Genomic DNA, 21,571 nt, shown 5'->3' with positions numbered 1-21,571 from the left:
CGGTTACTTCTCGGGGTGGACCGCGTCGTAAGCCTGCTTGAACAGCGCGATGTTGTTGTACCGCGACGGCGGAGTGAGCGCGGTGCCCTGGCCCGTCCTGATGAACAGCTGGTTGAGCGCGGTGAACCACTGGTCGGTCGTGCCGGATTGACCATCCTGGAGAATTTCGGCCGCGCTGAGCCAGTTGGTCTTCTCCGACAGATACGCCTGCGCCTCGGTCGAGCTCTCCGCGGTGGCGGCGCTCGCGCTGATCACTTCCGGCAGGTGTGTGCGCCGCCAATCGTTGGCCAGGATGAACGCTTTGAGGAAGGCCACCACCTTCGCCGGGTCCTTCTTCACCAGGTCGGGACTGGCCACCCACACCTCGGGAAAGATGTATTTCGGCGCGAAATCATTGTCGCTGACCAGAATCCTGGCGCCCTTGTCCTTGGCGAGGATCTGCTGGGTTCCGCCCGGAAATGCCGATGCGACATCGATCTTCCCGGACAGGAAAGACGTCGGAATGAGATTCTGATCGAGCGGCCGCAAGGTGACCTGATCGTTCGTCAGGCCCGCCTTGTCCAGGGCCAGATCGAGGATCATCTGACTCGAGGTGCCCTGCGCGTATCCGATCGTCTTGCCGGCCAGCGATTTCAGGTCCGGCACCTTCGCGGCGTCCACCACGAGCGCATCGGCCGATGACGTCGAGTCGATGGCGATCACGTCCACCTTGCCCGCCATCGCCGAATACAGCGCCCCCGGGCCGATATAGGCGATGTCGAGTTTTCCGGCTTGGATGGCCTGGATCTCGTTGGGGCCGTTGGCGAACGACGAGAGTTGGGCGCGCACACCGGCTTTGGCCCAGAACTTCTGCTGGGACGCCGAGTCGACGAGCCCCGCGCCGTGAACGTCGGGAATGTATCCGATGCGCAGCGTCGTCGAACCGCCACCCGAGCTGTCCGACCCGCACGCGGCGACCAGCAACGTCGTCACTGCCGCCATGCTCAGCACCGCCGCGCAGCGGCGACCCCATCGTGTGCTGCCTATCCTCACTGACGTTCTCCTTCGTGCTCGCCCGGCGCCACCGTCGAGCGAAGTGGGTCCTGCGAATGCAAGTCGTGCGGTCCCCGGCCGTGTACGGCGTCCCAGACCTGTCGGCGCAGGTCGTTGAACTCCGGAGTCACTCGGAGTTCGGGGTTGCGCGGGCGGGGCAGGTCTATGTCGATGACGTTCGCGATGCGGCCCGGCTTCGGGCTCATCACGACCACCCGGTTACCGAGGTAGACGGCCTCGTCGATGTCGTGGGTGATGAATACGACGGTGCGCGGCTCGGCACTCCATGCATCCAGAAGTTGTTCCTGCAGAGTCGTTTTCGTCATCGCGTCCAGGGCGCCGAACGGCTCGTCCATCAGGAGCACCTTGGGTTGCACCGCGTAGGCGCGGGCGATCGCGCAGCGTTGCTTCATACCACCGGACAGCTGCCGCGGCAGCTGGTCCGCGGCATCGGTCAGGTCCACCAGATCGATGTAGTGCGCCGCGATGCGTTTGCGTTCCGCGGCCGGAATTCGCTTCAGCGACAGACCGAATTCGACGTTCTGGCGAACGGTCAGCCACGGAAACAGTGCGTACTGCTGGAAGATGACACCGCGATCGGGGCTGGTACCCGTGACGACGGCGCCGTCGACTTCGACCACTCCGGCGGTGGCGGTCTCGAGCCCCGCGATGATGTTCAGCAGCGTCGTCTTCCCGCATCCGCTGCTACCGACGATGCAGACGATCTCGTTGGCCTCGATCGCGAGGGTGATCGGGTCCAGTGCGCGTATCTGGCCGGCCGCGGTGTCGAAGACCTTGGTGACCTCTTTGATATCGATCCGCATCACTCGGCCCGCGTACTTTCCCAGGCGGTCAACCGTGCCTGCACCGCGAGCAGGACACGATCCATCACGAATCCGAGCAGGCCGATCGCGATGATGGCGACGACGATGTCGGCGGTTTCGTAATACTGTGCCGAAATTTCCATGAAATGCCCCAGTCCGGAGCTGGCCGCGACGAGTTCGGCCGCGACGAGCGTGGCCCACGAGCTGCCCAATCCGATTCGCGCGCCGGTGAAGATATAGGGCAGCGAGGCCGGTACGGCCACCCGGCGGAACACGGTCCAATCACCGGCGCCGAGCACGCGCGCGGCCTTGATCAGCGTGAGTTCGACGCTGCGGACGCCCTGGAAAGTGGCGATCACCGTCGACAGGAACGATGCCAAGAAGATCAGGAAGATCTTGGCGCTCTCACCGATACCCACGAAGATGATGACCATCGGGGTCAACGCCAGCGGCGGTATCGTCCGGAAGAATTGGATCCACGGCTCCATCAGGCCGCGGGCCAGTCGGTACCAACCCATCAGGAAGCCGACCGGGATCGCCACCGCGACACCGATCAGGAACCCGGCGAGCACGCGCACCAGGCTCGGCTCGACATTGCGCCACAACTCGCCCGACGACGCCAGCCGCACCGCCGCATCGGCGACTTGCGGCGGTGTCGGCAGATCGCCCTGCGCGGCGAAAACCGTTGCCGCCAACAACCACCACAGCGCGATCCCTGCGACGACCGACCCCACGTAGAGCACGACAGTCGGGACTCGGCGAACCCGCCGGATCGACCGTCGCGCCGATATGACCGTAAAACCTTCCGGTGCAGGTGGATCGGCTGTTCTGGTGTCGATCGCTGGACGCGAACTCATCGAGATCCCCTTCACTGGCACGCTCGAACCACTCGGTGTTAGCGCTAACTTATCCGCTTCACCTGAGGGCGGAACCCTTTTCGCGCAACGTGAACGAATCTATTGCCGCGGGTTCTGCAACCGTTCATCACCGGCAACCCGACACCGATTCCGGCCGGTGAATACCGAGCGCGGTGCTCGCGAGAGGCGCTTGCGGCACCCGCAAACGCCTCTCGCTCAACGACTTCCGCCTCAGATACCCAGTACGAGCTTCGCGGTGGTGAAGTAGATGATCAGTCCGGTCGCATCGACGAGCGTCGTGACCATGGGCGCGGAGATCACAGCCGGATCGATGCGCAATTTCTTGGCCAACAACGGCATCGTGCCGCCGATGGTCGCCGCCCAACCGCAGATGATCACCAGGGTGATGCCGACGACCACCGCGATCTGCGCACCGACGAACGTGGCTCCGATGACCATGCCGACCAGCGCGAGCATCGATCCCAGCACCAGCCCCACCCGGCATTCGCGCCAGATGACCTGAAGCAGATCCGATACCCGCACCTCGCCGACAGCCAGTGCTCGCACACACGAGGTCGCCGCCTGCGCGCCGGCATTACCGCCCGCGCCGATCAGCAGCGGAATGAACAGCGCCAGATGCGCGGCGTGGGCCAGCGTCGTCTCGAACACGTCGGTCACGGTAACCGTCAAGGTGGCCGCCACCAGCAGCAACAGCAACCACATCGCGCGGTAGCGGGCCAGCTGGAAGACCCCGGCGGCCATGTAGTGGCCGGACCATGGGCTGGTTCCGGCCTGGCGCGCCACGTCTTCACTGTCGGCGGCCTCGATGACCTCGACCGCGTCGTCGATCGTCAGCAAGCCGACCAGCCGATCCTCGCTGTCGACGACCGGCAGGTTGATCAGATTGGTTTCGCGCATGAGCCGCGCCGCCTTCTCCGCGGCATCGGTGGCGCGCGCGAAAACCGGAGCGGTGACGACGAGTTCGGTGACCGGGGTTCCGGGATCGCTGAGGACCAGCTCGCGCATCTCGACCACACCGGTGAGCTGGCGGCCCCCGTCCACCACGGGCAGGGTGTACACGGTCTCCGCGTGCGCACCCTTGGCGCGAACCACCCGCAGCGCCTGCTCGACGGTCAGATCACGGTGCAACGCAACGACTTCCGGAGTCATATAGCGCCCGACCGAACCCTCGGGATAGCCGAGCAGCGCCGCGGTCATCCGCCGTTCACGCGGGCTCAGCCCGGCCAGTACCTTCTTGGCGACCGTCGCGGGGGCCTCACGCAGCATCCGCGCCCGGTCGTCGGGGTCCATACCTTCGACCAGTTCCCGGAAGCTCTGATCGCGCATCCCGGACAGGATCTGCTGCTGGTCGACCGGCTCGAGCTCCTCGAACACGGCCAATGCCCGATCCTTGTCCAGCAGGCGAAAGGCGAGTCCCGCGTGCACGGCGTCCATGCGGGCGAGTTCGTCGGCGATCCGGTGGGGAGCGTGGTCGTCCAGCCAGCTCAGCGCGGCGTCGACGCGGCGATCAGCGATCAGGTCCCGCAGCGAGACATGGTCCGAATACTGTTCGGCGACAATCGTTTCGGTGAAGGCAGCGCCGCCAGCAGCGTCGGCGAGACTCGTATCGGTGACGACGGTGTCACATCCGCTCGGGTCGGCGGCATCCGCGTCCATCGCACACGTTTCGGTGGCGCTCGTTTCGGCGGCACGCGCTCGAGCGGCCTCGGTATGCGTGACCGAGTGACCGTCTTCCGGGACATCGGGGCATGTGGGCGCGGCAAAGGACAGATCGATCGACATGACGAAACCTCGGCATACAGCGAGTGGATACGGGATCACGGATCACACCGCGAGGCACCGACCTCGCCACCGAAAGCTCTACCGGCAGAACAGGAGGACGGCGCCGCGCGGCCTTCGACTCGGGGGTTCGCTACGCACAGCTACCCACCTCCTCACCGCCAGCACTTCACCGTCAAAAAGAATTTCACTCTTGATGCCCTCAGGCACCATGCGACCTGCATCTTCGCAGATCATCAGCACGGGCACACCATGCCCGAACGCAGATTACACCTCCGCACGCCGCCACGCCGAACTCGAACCCGCCGCGACCCTATGACGAGCCATCGCAGACCCCAACCCTGCCCTCGTTCAGAGCTACGACGACAAGTCGCGGCAAACCGAATAACGGCGGCCCACAACGACTCTGCCGTCATCCGATTCACAGCCGACTGCTCGCTCACACAGCTACGAACACGGCGCGCAACGTGTCCAAACGAACAGCTGCTGCTTCTTCTCGCCGGACCTCACAGACCGGTTCGGCAAGTGCACCAGAGGCGTGATCGGTCAGCTGTCTCCACCCACGGCAGGCGTAGGCGGAAGCACCTGGTCGAGCTCGGTCTAGCGCGAACTTCAGCGTCGGCCCGGTGCTGAAGAGCGTGGGGATGGCTGAACTTCGTTGATCGATGCTGGAAAGCCAGCAACGATCGCGAGTTCACCACGAAAACGGCTCGGGTACTGGCTCTCTACGACCATCCACCCGCCGATGGGCGGGTGGTGTGCGTGGACGAGTTCGGGCCCCTGAAGGATCCAAGCCCCTCCTCGTATAGGTCAGCATCCGGCGAGTTCGCTACAGCATGCAGCTGACGCAGCCCTCCACCTCGGTGCCTTCCAGAGCCATCTGGCGGATGCGGATGTAGTACAGCGTCTTGATTCCCTTGCGCCAGGCGTAGATCTGGGCCTTGTTCACGTCGCGGGTGGTGGCGCTGTCCTTGAAGAACAGGGTCAGGGACAGGCCCTGGTCGACGTGCTGGGTGGCCGCGGCGTAGGTGTCGATGATCTTCTCGTAGCCGATGTCGTAGGCGTCGGCGAAGTATTCGAGATTGTCGTTGGTCAGGTAGGGGGCCGGGTAGTAGACGCGGCCGATCTTGCCTTCCTTGCGGATCTCGATCTTCGAGGCCACCGGGTGGATCGAGCTGGTGGAGTGGTTGATGTAGGAGATCGAGCCGGTCGGCGGGACGGCCTGCAGATTCTGGTTGTAGATGCCGTGCGCCATGACCGAGGTCCGCAGCTCGCGCCAGTCGTCCTGGGTCGGGATGTGCACCCCGGCCTCGGCGAAGATCTGCCGCACGCGTTCGGTTTTCGGCTCCCACACCTGCTCGGTGTACTTGTCGAAGTACTCGCCGCTGGCGTACTTGGATTCCGCGAATCCGCCGAAGGCCGTGCCGCGCTCGATGGCGAGCTTGTTCGAGGCCCGCACCGCGTGATACACGACGGTGTAGAAGTAGATGTTCGTGAAGTCCACGCCTTCTTCGGATCCGTAATGGACCCGCTCACGCGCCAGATATCCGTGCAGATTCATCTGCCCCAGGCCGATCGCGTGCGAGGAGTTGTTGCCCTGTTCGATCGAGGGCACCGAATAGATGTGGGTCTGATCCGACACCGCGGTCAGCGCCCGGATGGACACCTCGATGGTCTGGCCGAAATCCGGCGAGTCCATGGCCTTGGCGATGTTGAGCGAGCCGAGGTTGCACGAGATGTCCTTGCCCACAGTGGCATAGGACAGATCGTCGTTGAACACCGACGGCGTGGAGACCTGCAGGATCTCCGAGCAAAGATTCGAGTGGGTGATCTTGCCCTTGATCGGATTGGCTCGATTCACCGTGTCCTCGTACATGATGTACGGATATCCGGATTCGAACTGCAACTCGGCGATGGTCTGGAAGAACTCGCGCGCGTTGATCTTCGACTTGCGGATGCGCTTGTCGTCGACCATCTCGTGGTACTTCTCGGTGACGTCGATATCGGCGAACGGCACACCGTAGATCCGCTCGACGTCGTACGGCGAGAACAGGTACATGTCCTCGTTCTTCTTCGCCAGCTCGAAGGTGATGTCCGGGATCACCACACCCAGCGACAACGTCTTGATGCGGATCTTCTCGTCCGCGTTCTCCCGCTTGGTGTCCAGGAACCGGTAGATGTCCGGGTGATGCGCGTGCAGATACACCGCACCCGCCCCCTGCCGCGCCCCGAGCTGATTGGCATAGGAGAACGAATCCTCCAGCAACTTCATGATCGGAATGACACCCGAGGACTGATTCTCGATCTTCTTGATCGGCGCCCCGTGCTCACGAATGTTGCTGAGCAACAACGCAACCCCGCCACCCCGCTTGGACAGCTGCAACGCCGAGTTGATCGACCGCCCGATGGACTCCATGTTGTCCTCGATGCGAAGCAGGAAACAGCTCACCGGCTCGCCGCGCTGTTTTTTGCCCGAGTTCAGGAAGGTCGGGGTGGCGGGCTGGAAGCGGCCGTCGATGATCTCCTCGACCAGTTGCCCGGCGAGGATCTCGTCGCCGTCGGCGAGGGTGAGCGCGACCATGCAGACGCGGTCCTCGAAGCGTTCGAGGTAGCGCTTTCCGTCGAAGGTCTTGAGGGTGTACGAGGTGTAGTACTTGAACGCGCCGAGGAAGGTGGGGAAGCGGAACTTCTTGGCGTAGGCCTGCTGGAACAGCTTCTTCACGAAAGCCCGGCTGTACTTGTCCAGGACCTCGGCCTCGTAGTAGTTCTCCTCGACCAGGTAGTCGAGCTTCTCGTCGAGGTTGTGGAAGAAGACGGTGTTCTGGTTGACATGCTGCAGGAAGTACTGGTTGGCGGCCTCGCGATCCTTGTCGAACTGGATCTCGCCGTTCGGACCGTAGAGATTCAGCATCGCGTTGAGGGCGTGGTAGTCCAGGCCCTCGGTCGATGCGGTATCCACGGTGACCGGACGCTCTAGGCGGGCCGACTTACCGGCAGGTGCTGTTGTCGTTGCCAAAACAATCCCAATCCCTCTCGGACGCGTTCGACGTCCTCGGCAGTTCCCATGAGTTCGAAGCGATACAGGTACGGCACTCCGCATTTGCGCGAGATCACTTCTCCCGCAGCGCAGTACGTATCGCCGAAGTTCGTGTTGCCGGCCGCGATGACGCCGCGCAACAGCGCACGGTTGTGCGGATCGTTCAGGAACTTGGCCACCTGACGGGGCACGAATTCCTTCTCGGATCTGTTGCCGCCCAGAACGTGCCGACCGCCCCCGTAGGTGGGGCAGATCAGTACGTAGGGCTCCTCGACGCGAAGCGAATCAGCAGTGTGGAGCGGAATACGAACGGCGGGCAGGCCCAGCCGTTCGACGAAACGGTGCGTGTTCTCCGACGCACTCGAGAAGTAGACCAGGGGTGCGTTCCCGCGAGGCGCTTCCCCACGCTTGCGGGAATCAGGCGTTTCGGCCATCTCTACGCTCCCCTTCCTACCCCTCTCGCCGGGCGAACTCTCGGCCCACGGATCAGGCCGCGGCGACGGCCAGGGACTTGATCCGATCCGGGCGGAATCCGGACCAGTGATCCTCACCGGCGACGACGACCGGAGCCTGCAGATAGCCCAGGGCCATCACGTAGTCGCGAGCCTCCGGATTCTCCGAGATGTCGACGACCTCGTACTCGATACCGGCCTTGTCGAGGGCGCGGTAGGTGGCGTTGCACTGGACGCAAGCGGGCTTGGTGTAGACGGTGATGGTCATGTGTCCCTCTCTCATCGGGCCTTGGAACCGAACCTGAACCTGAGCCTTGAATCCGTATGCAGTGCGTGACTGAGTGCGATTCGCCTCACGTGCGCAAACCCCTGGAAGTGGGTTCAGCCCCCCAGGTCACATGACCCCGGACGACCTTGCGGCCGTACCGTCTTCCAGCTCCCAAGACACTACACCTAGTGGCCGACAGAATCCTAGAACACGAGATGTTGCGAGTCACAAAGGTGAAATTCGGTCGGCGTAAGTACCTGGACAGTCGATTCACAACTCGACACGACTGTGTCACAGATCACGATTTCATCGCGTAGCATCTTCTCAGCTAACCCACTGTCCCCACAGGTAACAGATGCCCCTCCCGGCTCACCGACCCCGGATGCGACATCCGACACGACGAGGCCCGCCCCCGTCGAATCCGACGGGGGCGGGCCCGGTGTTCGCACCTCGGTCACATCAGGATCGGCCCGTCCGGGCCGCACGGTCAGGCGTTGACCGAATTCTTCACCGCCTCGACCAGCTCGTGCACCGTGGCGGCGAGCTCGGTCAGCGCCTCGGCATCGTCGCGGGGGTGCACCTCGCCGAAACGCTGTCCGATGACGCCGAAGTGCAGATGCGCGCTCTCCACCACCGACGCGCCCGCGATACCGGCCACCTTCACGGTGTCGGCGTGCGACCACTTGGCGGCGTTCTGGCTGATCGACGCGCTCACCACGGCGGTCGGCTTGCCCTTGATGGAACCCGCGCCGTAGGGGCGCGAGGCCCAGTCGATGGCGTTCTTGAGCACGGCCGGAGTCGAGCCGTTGTACTCGGGTACGAAGATCAGCAGACCGTCGGCGGCGGTCACGGCGTCGCGCAGGGCGGTCGCGGCGGCGGGAACGCTGCCCTCCACATCGATGTCCTCGTTGTAGAACGGAATGTCGCCGAGACCGGAGGCGATGACGACCTCCACGCCCTCCGGGGCGGTCTGCGCGGCCGCCTCGGCGAGCTGCCGGTTGATCGATCCGGCGCGCAGGCTGCCGACGAGTGCGAGAAGACGAGTCTGGGACATGATCACTCCTTGAATTGCCGAGGCGGTCAACACCGCTGTCAGGGTAGAATAACCGGACCACGGTCCGTTTTCATTCCGTCCCTTAGGGGGGCCACCCCGTGAACTACGACACAGCCGCCGACGATCCGTGCGCGCACGAGCCCGGCGACGATCGTCCCACAGGGCTGCCGATCGAGGCCGTCGCCCTGAAGCTGTCCCCGGAGGCGGTCGCCCTGCTGCCGGTGACCACCGGCGCGGCCGAGCGCAGCGACGCGGCCCGCAACCGGCAACTGCTGCTGGACGCGGCCGAGCAGCTGGTACGCGAATTCGGCGCGGACGGTGTCACGATGGACGCGGTCGCCCGACGCGCGGGCGTAGGCAAGGGTACCGTCTTCCGCCGTTTCGGCACTCGCTCGGGCCTGATGCTGGCCCTGCTCGACCAATCCGAACGAAAATTCCAAGCCGCGTACATGTTCGGACCACCGCCGCTGGGCCCGGGCGCACCGCCCGAGCAGCGGCTGATCGCCTTCGGCCGGGCGCGGCTGGCGGGTGTCGAGGTCGAGGGCGAGATGCGCCGCGCCGCGGACGATTCGAGCCGATTCTCCAGTCCGCCGTACAACATCACGAAATCCCATGTGTCACTGCTGCTCCGGACCGCCGGTGCGGCCGGGGACATCGCACTGCTGGCCGACAGCCTGATCGCGGCCCTGGACGCCGCGCTGGTCCTGCACCAGATCCGGGTGCTCGGGTACACCACCGAACAGATCGCCGACAATTGGGAACGCCTGGTCCGCTGGGTGCTGGCCGACGCCTCGGTAAAGTGACGGGCGTGGGTAATCTTCGCCAGGCGATCATCGCCGAATTGGGTGTTCAGCCGGTCATCGAGCCGAAGGTCGAGGTGCGCCGACGCGTCGATTTCCTCAAGGCATTCCTGCGTTCCACTCCCGCAACGGGTTTCGTGCTCGGCATCAGCGGCGGCCAGGACTCCACGCTGACCGGGCGGCTGTGCCAGCTGGCCGCGCAGGAACTGCGCGAGGAGGGTCACGAGGCCACCTTCGTCGCGGTGCGCCTGCCCTACGGCGTCCAGGCCGACGAGGACGACGCGCAGGTCGCCTTGCGTTTCATCCGGCCGGACCGCTCGATCGAGGTCAATGTCAAACCCGGCGCGGACGCGGTCGCCGCCGAGGCCGCACGCGCTCTGAGCGAGTTGCCCGCGAGCGATGCCGCCGAACCGCGCCTGCGCGATTTCGTGCGCGGCAATATCAAGGCCCGCGAACGCATGGTCATCCAGTACGCCATCGCCGGTCAGCTCAACATGCTGGTCGTCGGCACCGACCACGCGGCCGAGGCGCTCACCGGATTCTTCACCAAATACGGTGATGGCGGGGTCGACCTCACCCCGCTCACCGGCCTCACCAAACGCCAGGGCGCGGCCCTGCTCCAGGAACTCGGCGCACCCCCCAGCGTCTGGGAAAAGGTCCCCACCGCCGACCTCGAGGACGACCGCCCAGCCCTCCCCGACGAGGTGGCCCTCGGCGTGAAATACACCGAAATCGACGACTACCTCGAAGGCCGCGACGTCACCCCCGAGGTAGCCGACCGCCTCGAATCCACCTTCCGCAACACCCGCCACAAGCGAGCCGTCCCCGCCACCCCCTTCGACACCTGGTGGAAGTGATCACAACGACAGAGAGCCTCAGCTCCTCGACCGCTGATTCCACATCGGCGGGATCGGCGAGCCACTCGTCATCGATATCCCACGAATCAGGTAGCACCACCAAATCCGGTGTGCAGTAATCATCGTCGTCGTCTGGGAGCGCAATCGACGAAACCTGGTACGCGGCAAGCCCTGGGGGCATCTGTGCCTCCAACTGGTGCCGCAGCCGCCGGATCGTGCCCGCATGTTTGCCACGCGGCGTCGGCGACGTCACGAGTTTCCCTCCCAGAATCTCTACGCGAAGGCATGCTCAACCTGTTCGGCCACAGCACGCAGGTTCCCGGGGCGTGGATGCATTGCAGGAACAGTCATGGACGATCACTCAAAATCCTCGCGAACGGCCCACCTCGAGATAGTCGACCGCGATGACATGTCCGAAGCGCCGGGCATATCGGATTCCGGCACCGCCGTCATCCCCCTGCGAAAGGGGGCAGGACGTCGACGCGGGGGCTCAGGGGGGTGGTGGCGTCGCGGGTGAGTTCGTCGCCGATGAGGAAGGCGCAGACCTTCAGCATGGGGTCGAGGGTGGGGCCGTAGGTGTGCGAGAGGGTGTGGCGGAGGTCGGAGATGGTGGCCTCGGCGGGGAGGTCGAGGTGTTCGCTGGATTTGCCGACCGCGTCCGCGATCGCGGCGAAATATCGGACCTCAACCACCGATCGCTCCCATCGTCCGTTCCGGCGGCACGAAATCGGCCGCGTCGATACCGTGTCCCGCCCATTTGTTCCACATCGCGCCGCGCCACAGCTCGGCCAGTTCCGCGTCGGTCGCGCCCTCGCGCAACGGCGCCCGCAGATCGTATTCCTCGTCGCTGAACAGGCAGGAACGGATCTTGCCGTCGGCGGTGAGGCGGGTGCGATCGCAGTCCGAGCAGAACTTCCTGGTCACCGACGCGATGATGCCGACGGTCGCCGGGCCCCGGTCGACCAGCCAGGTCTCGGCGGGCGCGGCCGGATCCTCCCGACCGGCGGCGGTCAAGGTGAACCGTTCGCCCAGGACCTCGAGCAGTTCGGCGGCGGTCACCATGTTCGCGCGGGCCCATTCGTGATCGGCATCCAGCGGCATCTCCTCGATGAACCGCAGCTCGCCCCCCTCGGCCAGACACCATTGCAGCAAATCCGGTGCACCGGAAAGGGTTTCGCGCATCAGCACCGCGTTCACCTTCACCGGGGCAAGGCCGGCGCGGTGCGCGGCGCGGATTCCGGCGAGTACCGAGGCGAGCCGATCGCGCCGGGTCAGTCGGGCGAAGGCCGTGCGGTCGACGGTGTCGAGTGAGACGTTGACCCTGCTCAGGCCCGCCCGCGCCAGCGCGGCCGCGCGATGTTCGAGCCCGACGGCATTGGTGGTCATGGCAAGCGGCGTCTCCGGCACGGCCGCGTGGCAGCCCGCGACGATCTCCTCCAGATCCCGGCGCATGAGAGGTTCGCCACCGGTGAAGCGCACCTCGCGCACGCCCAGCTCACGCACCGCGAGGGTGACCACGCGCACGATCTCCCGGGCCGAGAGCAGTTCGTCGCGGGGAATGGCGGGCAACCCCTGCTCGGGCATGCAGTATGTGCAGCGCAGCGAGCATTTCTCGGTGATGGATACCCGCAGGTCGCGGGCGATCCGCCCGAATTTGTCCAGCAGGTAGGGAGTATCGGGCCGTCCCGCCGACGGGGGATGCCCGCGGCGTACGGCGGGGATTCCCATGACGACCACACTCACAGAACCCATTATTGCCGCACGACGCCGCCGATGCTTCGGAGGAACATACGAACTGTCCGGAACAGCACCGCTACTACAGTGCGTTGTATGGCACTATCGCGCAGCGATTCGATGAGCGGCGGCGGGCGCACCGGCCCGGTCACCCGCCTGGCCCGGTCGGTCGAGGAACATCTCGGCCGAGTCGAGGATCTGCTGCGTCCGCTGGCGATCCGCGACGTCCGGGACGTGGCGATGGCCGACGCGCTGGGGCGGCGGTTGGCGCGGGACGTGCACGCCCCGCTGGATCTGCCGGTCTTCCGCAACTCCGGGATGGACGGCTACGCCGTGCGGGCCGCGTCGGTATCGGTGACGCCGGTCACCCTGCCGCTGGCGGGCGTCGTCGCCGCCGGACAGACCGGGCAGGCCCCGCTGCCGCCCGGCGGCGCGATGAAGGTGATGACGGGTGCGCCGATCCCCAGTGGCGCGGACTGTGTCGTGCCGGTCGAGGACACCCACACCGACGGCCACACCGTGACGATCGAACGCGGCTGCAAGATCGGCGATTTCGTGCGCGAACCGGGTGTGGACGTGCGTTCCGGGGAACTGCTGGTGTCGGCGGGCACCGCGCTGAGTCCCCGGCACATCGCGGCCCTCGCGGCGGTCGGGCTGCCGACGCTGCCGGTGGTCCGCCGCGTGCGCGCCGCCGTGCTCACCACCGGTGACGAGCTGATGCCCGCGGGAGTCCCGTTGCGCCCCGGGCAGATCTACAACTCCAACGGCATCGCGCTGGCCGCCGCGCTGACCGCGAACGGGGTCGAGGTCGTCTCGGTGAAGCACAGCCGTGACGACCCGGCCGAGTTCGTCGACCGCCTCTCGGCGGCGGCCGCCCGCGCGGACGTGGTGTTCACCTCCGGCGGCGTCTCCAAGGGCGACTTCGAGGTGGTCAAGGACGTATTGTCCACGCGGGGCGGGGAATTCGGGTCGGTGGCCGTGCAACCCGGCGGGCCGCAGGGACTCGCGGTCTTCGATGGCGTTCCGGTGTTGAGCTTTCCGGGTAATCCGGTCAGCACGATGGTGTCCTTCGAGGTGTTCGCGCGGCCGATTCTGCGCGAGCTCGCGGGTCTGCCGCCGGTGCCGACACATGATGTGGCACTGCTGGATCCGGTGCGCTCCCCCGCGGGTCGCCGGCAGTTCCTGCGCGGCCGTCTGGACGGCGACGGGGTGTGGCTCGCCTCGGGGCCCGGGTCGCATCTGGTCGCGGCCATGGCCCACGCCGATGTGCTGATCGATATCGCCCCGGAGATCACCGAACTGGCCGCGGGTTCGATTGTGAAGGTCCGGGAACTGTGAGCGAACACGAACTCTCGCACGTCGATTCGGAGGGCCGCGCGCGCATGGTCGACGTCAGCGCCAAGGCCGACACCGCCCGCATCGCCGTCGCCGCCGGTGAGCTGCGCACTACCGCCGAGGTCGTCACGCTGGTGCGTGCCGACGACATGCCCAAGGCCGACGTGCTCTCCACCGCCCGCCTGGCCGGAATCTCCGGCGCGAAGAAGACCTCCGAACTCATCCCGCTGTGCCACCAGCTGGCCTTGACCAAGGTCGATGTGCGCTTCGGATTCACCGCCGACACCATCACCATCGAGGCGACCGCGAAAACCACCGGCCCCACCGGCGTCGAGATGGAGGCACTCACCGCGGTGGCCGTCGCGGGACTGACTCTGCACGACATGGTCAAGGCCGTGGACCCCGCGGCGGTCCTGAACAACGTCCGGCTGCTCACGAAAGACGGCGGCAAGCGCGGGCATTGGGAACGTCCGGGCGCACAAGCCCCCGCAACGACCGATTCGCCGGAGCACACCTCGACCGAATCGTCCATGCACGCGCAACATCCCGCCGCTGACGCGCATCCAGCGTCCCGGACATCCGTGGGATCCCCCGGCGCCCCCGGACACGCACAGCCCCCGGCGAATTCCGACGCATCCGAGGCACCGCCTGTTGCCGTGGCTGCCGACTCGATCCACGCGACACACGAATCGGTTGCGCACAGAGAAGGGTCGGCGGCTGGTGCGGAGCCCAGGGGTTCGCGAACGGCCGTGGTCCTGGTCGCATCGACCGGTGTGGCAGCGGGCACGCGGGTCGACAAGACCGGTCCGGTGCTACGGAATTGGCTTGCGGGACTGGGGTTCTCGGTTCGTGAGCCGCTGGTTTACGCCGATGCCGATATCGCGGCCGGGCTCGCGGACGCGCTGGCCGGGCAGCCGGGTCTGGTGATCACCACGGGCGGGACGGGAGCCTCGCCGACCGATGCCACCCCCGAGGCGACCCGTGCGGTCCTGGATCGCGAACTGCCCGGGGTGGCCGAGCAGATCCGCCTGAAGGGAGCCGCGACGTTTCCGCTGGCCGCGTTGAGTCGCGGCATCGCCGGGCTGGCCGGCCGCACCGTGGTGATCAACCTGCCCGGATCACCGGGCGGGGTGCGCGACGGCATCAGCGTGCTCGAGCCGCTGCTGGACCATTTGCTCGCCCAGGTCGCCGGAGGAGGCAGCCATGACTGATCTGCAACCCGCCGTCCGCCTCGCCACGATCAGCGATCGGCCGCTCTCACCCGAGGCGGTGGAGCAGGCGGTGACCGGACCCGAGTACGGCGCGGTCGTGGTGTTCACCGGCAAGGTACGCAATCATGATGGCGGACAGCCGGTTTCGTCCCTGGAGTACTCCGCGCATCCGGATGCGGAGAAATTCCTGCACCGGATCTGCGCGGAGGTCGCCACCTCGACCGGCCTGCCGGTGGCCGCGATGCACCGGATCGGCGAACTGGGCATCGGCGATGCCGCCATCGTCGTCGCGGTCGCCGCGGCCCATCGCGCCGAGGCGTTCACCACCTGCGCCGACCTGGTGGACCGGATCAAGCACGAGGTCCCGATCTGGAAACGTCAGCTGTTCGCCGACGGCCTGTCCGAATGGGTCAACGCCTGCGGCTGAACGGGATTCGCGATCAGCTCTCGGACGAATCAGGGGTGAGATTGCGCCTAATCCGACCCAGCGCCCGCACCACGGCCACCCGCTCGTCGTCGTCGAATCCGGCCAGAGCGCGGTCGGTGAGACCGGCCATCTCGTGCTCGATGGTCGCCTCGAGCTCGCGGCCGCGGTCGGTCAGGTGCAACCGGACCAACCGCCGATCGGTGGGATGCGGTTCGCGCCGCAGCAGACCGGCGGCCTCCATCCGGGTTGCGGCCCGGGTGATCGTCGGGGTGGACAGGCCCAAGCGCTTGGCCACCTCCCCCGGCGTCAGCCCGTCCTGCGACCAGAGGGTGCGCAGGATGAACTGCTGCCCCTCGTAGACGCCGTGCCGCGCGTACGCGGCGGTCGCAGCCATCGTCACCGCGCGTTTGGTGGACCAGTACACGGTGAGGAAGTCGTCGGCGTCGGCGGCGGTGGTCATGATGCGTTCAGCGTAAGGTATTGATTTCGTTAGCCGACTCACGATAGTGTCGTTGCCCGGCTAACGATTCTATCGAAGGACCGCGATGAAACTTGGCATCGGCATCACCGACTTCTCCTGGCCCATCCCCACCGACGACCTCGGCACCACCGTGATCGATCTCGCACAGCAGGCCGACGAGGCCGGATTCGACAGCCTGTGGGTGATGGACCACTTCTTCCAGATCGGCCTGTCCGGGCAGCCGCCCGAGTCCCCGATGCTGGAAGCCTATGCGGCACTGGGATTCCTGGCCGGAATCACCCGGCGCATCAAACTCGGCACCCTGGTCACCTCGGTGGCGTACCGGCACCCGGGCGTGCTGATCAAATCGCTCACCACACTCGACGTACTCAGCGGCGGCAGAACGTATTTCGGCATCGGCGCGGGGGCGGCGGTGGATCCCGCGAAACTCGACCGGATCTTCGAAACCGACGGCCTGGGCATCCCGTTCCCCTCGCTGGGGCAACGATTCGAGATGCTCGAGGAGACCCTGCAGATCGCCCACCGGATGTGGGACGGCGACGAAACACCGTTCCGCGGAAAGCATTACGAGCTCGCCAGGCCACTCAATTCACCCAATTCGGTACAGCGCCCGCGCCCGCCGATCCTGATCGCGGGCAGCGGAGAACGCAAGACACTCCGGCTGGTCGCCCGGTACGGCGACGCGTGCAGCCTGTTCGACATGCCCGGCACGGGTTACGCCGACGACATCACCCACAAACTCGACGTCCTGCGCGCACACTGCGACGAGGCCGGGCGCGACTTCGACGAGATCGAGAAGACGATCGGCACCCATCTCGACCCGAGTGACGAGAAGCACTTCGTCGAGCACATGCGCGAGCTGGCGGCCCTCGGCATCGACCACGTCCTGCTCGCCCCGCAGGGTCCGTGGGACGAGAAACGGCTGGCCGGAGTGGCCGCGCTGCTGCCCGAGGTACAGGCGATGTGAGCCGTCGGCACGGCCTCCGTACGATCCGTCGGCGTAGCCCGGCGCGCACACGACATTGAGCTCCGCACGGCAAAGGGGCAGAATTGGTGTGTCGGACATCGGCGCATATGCGGTATTCCTGTCCGACCTGGTCGACAGCGGTTACTGTCGAGTGCCCCACTCGGGTGGATTCAACGGTGCGCCATCAGTGGATCCAGGGGGCATATGCGTTCCCACCCGCAGCAGGCGGGGCCGGGAGAGGATCGGATCGCCCGGCCGCGCGGGTGGATCGAGAAAGGGGCGCAGCGTGCACTGGTGGGAGACCGCGCCTCCAGGAAGGGCATCCGTGCCGATCGCTGCCCGCTCGTCCGCCGCAGCTGCTCGATTCGTCCTGTTTCCCGGTCCGAGCGGCACGCTCACCATCCCCATCACCACGTCGGCGGATATCGCCACCGCCCGGCAGGCGGGGCGTGATTGCGCCATCGGGCTCGGCTTCTCCCCCACCGATGTCACCATGATCTCCACCGCCATCTCCGAGGTGGCCCGCAACATCACCAGCTACGCCGGGAGCGGCGAGATCCGCCTGACCATCGCCGACGTGCAGAAGCGCCGCGCCCTGGTGGTGCACGCGCAGGATCAGGGGCCCGGCATCCCGGACACGGTCGCGGCCCTGGAGCACGCGGGCGGTTCGGGCCGCAGGCTCGGCCTGGGCCTGCCCGGCGCGCGCCGCCTGATGGACGGGCTCGTCCTCGAGTCCGAACTCGGGCACGGGACGCTGGTGGAGATGTGGAAATGGATCCCGGTGCGCGCACGGCGATGAGGTCGCACGCGGATCGGTAGGGTGGGCGCGTGAGTCAGCGCATCCCTGTACTGATCGTGGCCGGATTTCTCGGTGCCGGAAAGACGACGTTGCTGAACCATCTGCTGCGGCAGCGGCAGGCCCGAATCGGGGTGGTGGTCAACGATTTCGGCGCGGTCAACATCGATGCGATGCTGGTGGCCGGGCAGGTCGACGCGATGGTGTCGCTGGGCAACGGCTGCGTGTGCTGTGCGGTGGACATCGGCGAACTCGACGAGATGTTCACCCGCCTGGCCCAGAGCAACCGCGTCGACGTGATCGTCGTGGAGGCCAGCGGACTGGCCGAACCGCGCAATCTGATCCGCATGGTGATCGCCAGCGACAATCCGCGCATCCGATACGGCGGGTTGCTCGAGCTGGTGGACGCCGAACATTTCCCGGACAGCCGCGCCCGGCATCCGGAATTGGCGTCTCATTTGCGACTGGCGGATCTGGTCGTGCTGAACAAGGCCGACCGGGTGCCGCCCGGGGAACTCGAACGCCTGCGCGGCGAGATCGCCGAAATGGTGCGCGGCGTTCCGGTGCACGCGACCACGCACGGCCGGATCGATCCGGCGCTGCTGTTCGACCCGCCCGAACAGGCCGCCGCCACCGTGGCCGAACAACTCAGCTTCGACGAACTGCTCGACGACCACGACCACACCGCCGACGACGGCCACCACCTGCACGACGACTACCAGAGCGTATCGTTCACCAGCACAACCGATCTCGATCCGCGCAAGCTCGTGGCACTCCTGGAGGATCCACCGGCCGGACTGTTCCGCGCCAAGGGCTTCGTCGCATTCGGCGTCCCGGAAGATCGCCGAAAGTTCCTGCTGCACATGGTCGGGCGGCATCTGACGTTCGAACCGGCCACCTGGCCACGCGGCGAATCCCGCCGAACCGACCTCGTCCTGATCGGATCCGGACTGGACACCGCCGCCACCACCGACGCCCTGCGCGCGACCGTCCACGACGCACCCGAGCCGCTGGACGAGCAGACACTGCTGGGCGTCTGGCGGCACGTCCCCCGCGAACTCAGCGACGCCGAAATCTGAACCGCCACCACGACTCGGCGGGACCGCCGCCGAGGCCGGAACGCCGGATGCCGACGACCGCGTTCCGGGCGTAGCGGCGACACGTCACCGGGAACACGATGTCCGACCGAACCCGCCGATCGCGAATCGCCGCCCTGTGCATCTGCTGTCTCGAAAGCTGAACCAGCCCATGATCATCCGGTGAGGCGGTCCAGCAGATCGGCGGCGGCGGCGCGGACCGGGACGGGATCGTGACGCCAGCCGAGCATCCGCAGCACCGTGTCGGGGATCAGATGATCCGCCTCGTCCGGCGCGGCGCCCTCATCGGAGCGAATGTTGATCACGCTCTCCACCAGGCGAAACGGTAGTGTGTGCGCGTCGGCCGCGGAGCCGGTGGCCACGGCGGCGGCCAGGCGCTCGTACCGCTCCCGCAATTCGGCGCGGCGCAGCCGGAATTCCGCGAAACGCTCCGAGCGCAGTTCGGGCAGTAGATACAGCGCGCCGAGATTCCAGCGCGCCGCGCACAATTGCCGCACGTCGAACCAGGCCAGCGCGTAGAGCCGCACCTCCGGCGGCTCCTGGGTGGCATCGAGCAACGTCGCGAGATCCAGTGGCGCGGAGATCGTTTCGGACAGCAGCGCATCGAGGATGTCGTCCTTGGCGCCGAAATGGTGATAGAGCGATGCCTGCCGGATGCCGACCGCGTCGGCGATGGCCCGGGTCGAGGTGCTCGCGTACCCCCGCGTGGTGAACAGTTCGGCGGCGGCGTCCAGGATTTCCGCGCGTGGCGTCGAGCCGCGGCGTCGCCGGGATTCGAGGCGGGGACGGCCGGGTCCGGGTTGCATCACGTCTCTCATTCTGGACCATCGCCCCGCTCGCAGGCCCGTCACCTGGGCGGAGAGATTCCTGTCATTTGACAGAAATTCAGGCAACACAAAAGTTACCGACGGTAGCGGACTGGATACATCACCGTCACCGGACGCGTCATCGGGATCGGAAAACTATCAGTCGATAGATATTGGCCACGACGCCGAAGGATTCCCGCCCATGGCCACCACCCTGCCCGCACCCCCGTCCGACAGCGCCGACCTCGAGGCATTCGGCTACCGGCCCGTCCTGCACCGCAAGCTCGGCCGCTACGCCTCGTTCGCGGCCGGATTCTCCTTCGTCTCCATCCTCACCACGATCTTCCAATTCTTCGGATTCGGTTACGGATTCGGCGGCGGAGCCTTCTTCTGGACCTGGCCGATCGTCTTCGCCGGACAGTTCCTGGTGGCACTGAACTTCGCCGAACTCGCTGCGCGATACCCGATCTCGGGCTGCATCTACCAGTGGTCGCGGCGGCTGGCCGGTGAGGTCGTCGGCTGGTTCGCGGGCTGGATGATGATCATCGCCCAGATCGTCACGGCCGCCGCGGCGGCGATCGCGCTACAGGTGGTGCTGCCGTCGATCTGGAGCGGCTTCCAGCTCATCGGCCAGGACACCGCGCTGACCTCGAAATCCGGTGCGGCGAACGCGGTTCTGCTGGGCAGCATACTGCTGGTGCTGACCACGGTGGTCAATATCGTCGGCATCGAGCTGATGGCGCGGATCAACACCATCGGGGTGACGGTCGAGATCGTCGGAGTCCTGGCCACGATCGCGCTGTTCCTCACCCACACGCATCGCGGACCGCACGTCGTAGTGGAACACAGCACCGCCGCACCCGGCGGATACTGGGCCGCATTCCTGGTGTCCGGGCTGATGGCCGCGTATGTGATGGTCGGATTCGATTCCGCCGGTGAGCTTTCCGAGGAGACGCGCAATCCGCGGCGGGTCGCGCCGCGCACGATCCTGTCCGCTCTGGGCGTCTCGGCGCTGGGCGGCGGGCTGATGCTGTTCGGCGCGCTCATGGCCGCGCCGAGTCTCACCGACGGCAAACTGTCCACCGAGGGCCTGGCGTACGTCATCTCCGCGACCCTGGACAGCCCGGCGGGCAAGGTGCTGCTGGGCTGTGTGGCGATCGCGATCTCGGTGTGCACCCTGGCGATTCAGACCGCCGGATCCCGCCTGATGTTCTCGATGGCCCGCGACGGGCGCTTGCCGTTCGCGCAGCGGCTGGCGACGGTACATCCTCGCTTCGGCACGCCCGTACTGCCGTCGGTGGTGATCGGCGCGCTCGCCGTCGCGCTGCTGGTGCTCAATCTCGGCAACGCGGCGATCTTCGCGACCCTGGCCAGCGTCTGCATCGTCATGCTGTACCTCGCCTACCTGCTGGTGACCGTACCGCTGCTGATCCGGCGGCTGCGCGGCCCGGCCCAGGACAACGACGGCCTGTTCTCCTTGCGACGCTGGGGAATTCCGGTGAACCTGCTGGCCGTGGTCTGGGGCATAGCTATGGCGGTGAACCTGGCCTGGCCCCGCCCGGCGGTCTACACGCCGAACGGCGGCAGCTGGTGGATGCTCTGGGCCGCACCGCTTTTCGTTCTGCTGACCATCGCCGTCGGAGTGGTGGTGCACCGACTCGCCGCCGCGCCCGGCCGGACCGCCGCGCTCGCGGTGCAACCGGCGTGATTCGCCGACCCCGTGGCAGTACCGCCGC

At 66.4% G+C, this 21,571-nt stretch carries 22 protein-coding genes; 9 read left to right on the top strand and 13 right to left on the bottom strand.

Annotated elements, in window-relative coordinates; all coding sequences use genetic code 11:
• Nucleotides 1-3: 3 nt before the first annotated feature.
• From NM2_RS11095 to NM2_RS11060, 8 genes are all read right to left on the bottom strand, one after another.
• The gene (locus NM2_RS11095; protein ID WP_157121028.1) at nucleotides 4-1,032 is read right to left on the bottom strand and encodes an ABC transporter substrate-binding protein; all 1,029 of its coding nucleotides are present in this window, start codon (nucleotides 1,030-1,032) and stop codon (nucleotides 4-6) included.
• Complete coding sequence (locus NM2_RS11090; protein ID WP_067667274.1) at nucleotides 1,029-1,856, bottom strand: ABC transporter ATP-binding protein; 828 nt, start codon at nucleotides 1,854-1,856, stop codon at nucleotides 1,029-1,031. Before NM2_RS11090 ends, NM2_RS11095 begins: the two co-directional genes overlap by 4 nt.
• Complete coding sequence (locus NM2_RS11085) at nucleotides 1,856-2,590, bottom strand: ABC transporter permease (RefSeq protein ID WP_218025891.1); 735 nt, start codon at nucleotides 2,588-2,590, stop codon at nucleotides 1,856-1,858. Before NM2_RS11085 ends, NM2_RS11090 begins: the two co-directional genes overlap by 1 nt.
• A gap of 354 nt (nucleotides 2,591-2,944) precedes the next feature.
• Nucleotides 2,945-4,516 (bottom strand): magnesium transporter, encoded by a 1,572-nt coding sequence (gene mgtE / locus NM2_RS11080; protein ID WP_245717949.1) that lies wholly within the window; start codon nucleotides 4,514-4,516, stop codon nucleotides 2,945-2,947.
• Nucleotides 4,517-5,342: 826 nt separating this feature from the next.
• Nucleotides 5,343-7,424, bottom strand: coding sequence for a class 1b ribonucleoside-diphosphate reductase subunit alpha (gene nrdE / locus NM2_RS11075; RefSeq protein WP_245717954.1), 2,082 nt, complete (start codon nucleotides 7,422-7,424; stop codon nucleotides 5,343-5,345).
• Nucleotides 7,425-7,486: 62 nt separating this feature from the next.
• A complete protein-coding gene (gene nrdI / locus NM2_RS11070; protein ID WP_067667271.1) occupies nucleotides 7,487-7,984 on the bottom strand; it encodes a class Ib ribonucleoside-diphosphate reductase assembly flavoprotein NrdI in 498 nt (165 codons plus the stop codon).
• Between the two features lie 52 nt (nucleotides 7,985-8,036).
• Entirely contained in the window at nucleotides 8,037-8,270 is a 234-nt protein-coding gene (locus tag NM2_RS11065) for a redoxin NrdH (RefSeq protein ID WP_067667269.1), read from the bottom strand.
• Between the two features lie 487 nt (nucleotides 8,271-8,757).
• Complete coding sequence (locus NM2_RS11060) at nucleotides 8,758-9,324, bottom strand: NAD(P)H-dependent oxidoreductase (protein WP_067667333.1); 567 nt, start codon at nucleotides 9,322-9,324, stop codon at nucleotides 8,758-8,760.
• A gap of 191 nt (nucleotides 9,325-9,515) precedes the next feature.
• Here NM2_RS11060 and NM2_RS11055 point away from each other — a divergent pair, with 191 nt between their 5' ends.
• Both NM2_RS11055 and nadE read left to right on the top strand, forming a co-directional pair.
• Nucleotides 9,516-10,127 carry a TetR/AcrR family transcriptional regulator gene (locus NM2_RS11055; RefSeq protein WP_439956860.1) on the top strand — a complete coding sequence of 204 codons (612 nt, stop codon included), beginning with the start codon at nucleotides 9,516-9,518 and terminating at the stop codon, nucleotides 10,125-10,127.
• A 5-nt stretch (nucleotides 10,128-10,132) separates the two neighbouring features.
• The gene (gene nadE, locus NM2_RS11050; RefSeq protein WP_067667329.1) at nucleotides 10,133-10,981 is read left to right on the top strand and encodes an NAD(+) synthase; all 849 of its coding nucleotides are present in this window, start codon (nucleotides 10,133-10,135) and stop codon (nucleotides 10,979-10,981) included.
• Here the strand turns inward: nadE and NM2_RS52955 are convergent.
• From NM2_RS52955 to moaA, 3 genes are all read right to left on the bottom strand, one after another.
• On the bottom strand, nucleotides 10,884-11,249 hold the full coding sequence (locus NM2_RS52955; protein ID WP_369690313.1) for a hypothetical protein: 366 nt from the start codon (nucleotides 11,247-11,249) through the stop codon (nucleotides 10,884-10,886). The two genes, nadE and NM2_RS52955, sit on opposite strands and share 98 nt — an antisense overlap.
• A gap of 181 nt (nucleotides 11,250-11,430) precedes the next feature.
• A complete protein-coding gene (locus NM2_RS11045) occupies nucleotides 11,431-11,673 on the bottom strand; it encodes a MoaD/ThiS family protein (RefSeq protein ID WP_067667267.1) in 243 nt (80 codons plus the stop codon).
• A complete protein-coding gene (gene moaA, locus NM2_RS11040; protein ID WP_067667327.1) occupies nucleotides 11,666-12,724 on the bottom strand; it encodes a GTP 3',8-cyclase MoaA in 1,059 nt (352 codons plus the stop codon). Before moaA ends, NM2_RS11045 begins: the two co-directional genes overlap by 8 nt.
• A gap of 111 nt (nucleotides 12,725-12,835) precedes the next feature.
• On the opposite strand from moaA, the gene NM2_RS11035 reads away from it, so the two are divergent.
• The 3 genes from NM2_RS11035 to NM2_RS11020 are packed head-to-tail and all read left to right on the top strand — an operon-like array spanning nucleotide 12,836 to nucleotide 15,688.
• Complete coding sequence (locus NM2_RS11035) at nucleotides 12,836-14,053, top strand: molybdopterin molybdotransferase MoeA (protein ID WP_067667325.1); 1,218 nt, start codon at nucleotides 12,836-12,838, stop codon at nucleotides 14,051-14,053.
• Between the two features lie 44 nt (nucleotides 14,054-14,097).
• Nucleotides 14,098-15,261: a bifunctional molybdenum cofactor biosynthesis protein MoaC/MoaB gene (moaCB, locus tag NM2_RS47370; protein ID WP_157121033.1), complete on the top strand. Its 1,164-nt coding sequence runs from the start codon at nucleotides 14,098-14,100 to the stop codon at nucleotides 15,259-15,261.
• The gene (locus NM2_RS11020; RefSeq protein ID WP_067667265.1) at nucleotides 15,254-15,688 is read left to right on the top strand and encodes a molybdenum cofactor biosynthesis protein MoaE; all 435 of its coding nucleotides are present in this window, start codon (nucleotides 15,254-15,256) and stop codon (nucleotides 15,686-15,688) included. Before moaCB ends, NM2_RS11020 begins: the two co-directional genes overlap by 8 nt.
• A 13-nt stretch (nucleotides 15,689-15,701) precedes the next feature.
• Here NM2_RS11020 and NM2_RS11015 read toward each other — a convergent pair whose 3' ends face one another.
• The gene (locus tag NM2_RS11015) at nucleotides 15,702-16,148 is read right to left on the bottom strand and encodes a MarR family winged helix-turn-helix transcriptional regulator (protein ID WP_067667263.1); all 447 of its coding nucleotides are present in this window, start codon (nucleotides 16,146-16,148) and stop codon (nucleotides 15,702-15,704) included.
• An 85-nt stretch (nucleotides 16,149-16,233) separates the two neighbouring features.
• Here NM2_RS11015 and NM2_RS11010 point away from each other — a divergent pair, with 85 nt between their 5' ends.
• The 3 genes from NM2_RS11010 to NM2_RS11000 all read left to right on the top strand — a co-directional run bounded on the left by NM2_RS11010 (nucleotide 16,234) and on the right by NM2_RS11000 (nucleotide 19,011).
• Entirely contained in the window at nucleotides 16,234-17,136 is a 903-nt protein-coding gene (locus tag NM2_RS11010; RefSeq protein ID WP_067667261.1) for an LLM class F420-dependent oxidoreductase, read from the top strand.
• Nucleotides 17,137-17,506: 370 nt separating this feature from the next.
• Nucleotides 17,507-17,935 carry an ATP-binding protein gene (locus NM2_RS11005; protein WP_439956859.1) on the top strand — a complete coding sequence of 143 codons (429 nt, stop codon included), beginning with the start codon at nucleotides 17,507-17,509 and terminating at the stop codon, nucleotides 17,933-17,935.
• 29 nt (nucleotides 17,936-17,964) lie between these two features.
• Nucleotides 17,965-19,011 carry a CobW family GTP-binding protein gene (locus NM2_RS11000; protein WP_067667259.1) on the top strand — a complete coding sequence of 349 codons (1,047 nt, stop codon included), beginning with the start codon at nucleotides 17,965-17,967 and terminating at the stop codon, nucleotides 19,009-19,011.
• Between the two features lie 173 nt (nucleotides 19,012-19,184).
• On the opposite strand, the gene NM2_RS10995 is transcribed toward NM2_RS11000, so the two are convergent.
• Complete coding sequence (locus NM2_RS10995; RefSeq protein ID WP_169816157.1) at nucleotides 19,185-19,835, bottom strand: TetR/AcrR family transcriptional regulator; 651 nt, start codon at nucleotides 19,833-19,835, stop codon at nucleotides 19,185-19,187.
• A 202-nt stretch (nucleotides 19,836-20,037) separates the two neighbouring features.
• Here NM2_RS10995 and NM2_RS10990 point away from each other — a divergent pair, with 202 nt between their 5' ends.
• A complete protein-coding gene (locus tag NM2_RS10990; RefSeq protein WP_067667255.1) occupies nucleotides 20,038-21,543 on the top strand; it encodes an amino acid permease in 1,506 nt (501 codons plus the stop codon).
• Nucleotides 21,544-21,571: the final 28 nt, after the last annotated feature.

It is taken from the genome of Nocardia miyunensis NBRC 108239, from assembly GCF_001613065.1.
Taxonomy (GTDB): Bacteria; Actinomycetota; Actinomycetes; order Mycobacteriales; family Mycobacteriaceae; genus Nocardia; species Nocardia miyunensis.
The sequence above is the reverse complement of the archived record's forward strand: the minus strand, read 5'-3'. Positions and strand labels throughout refer to the sequence as shown.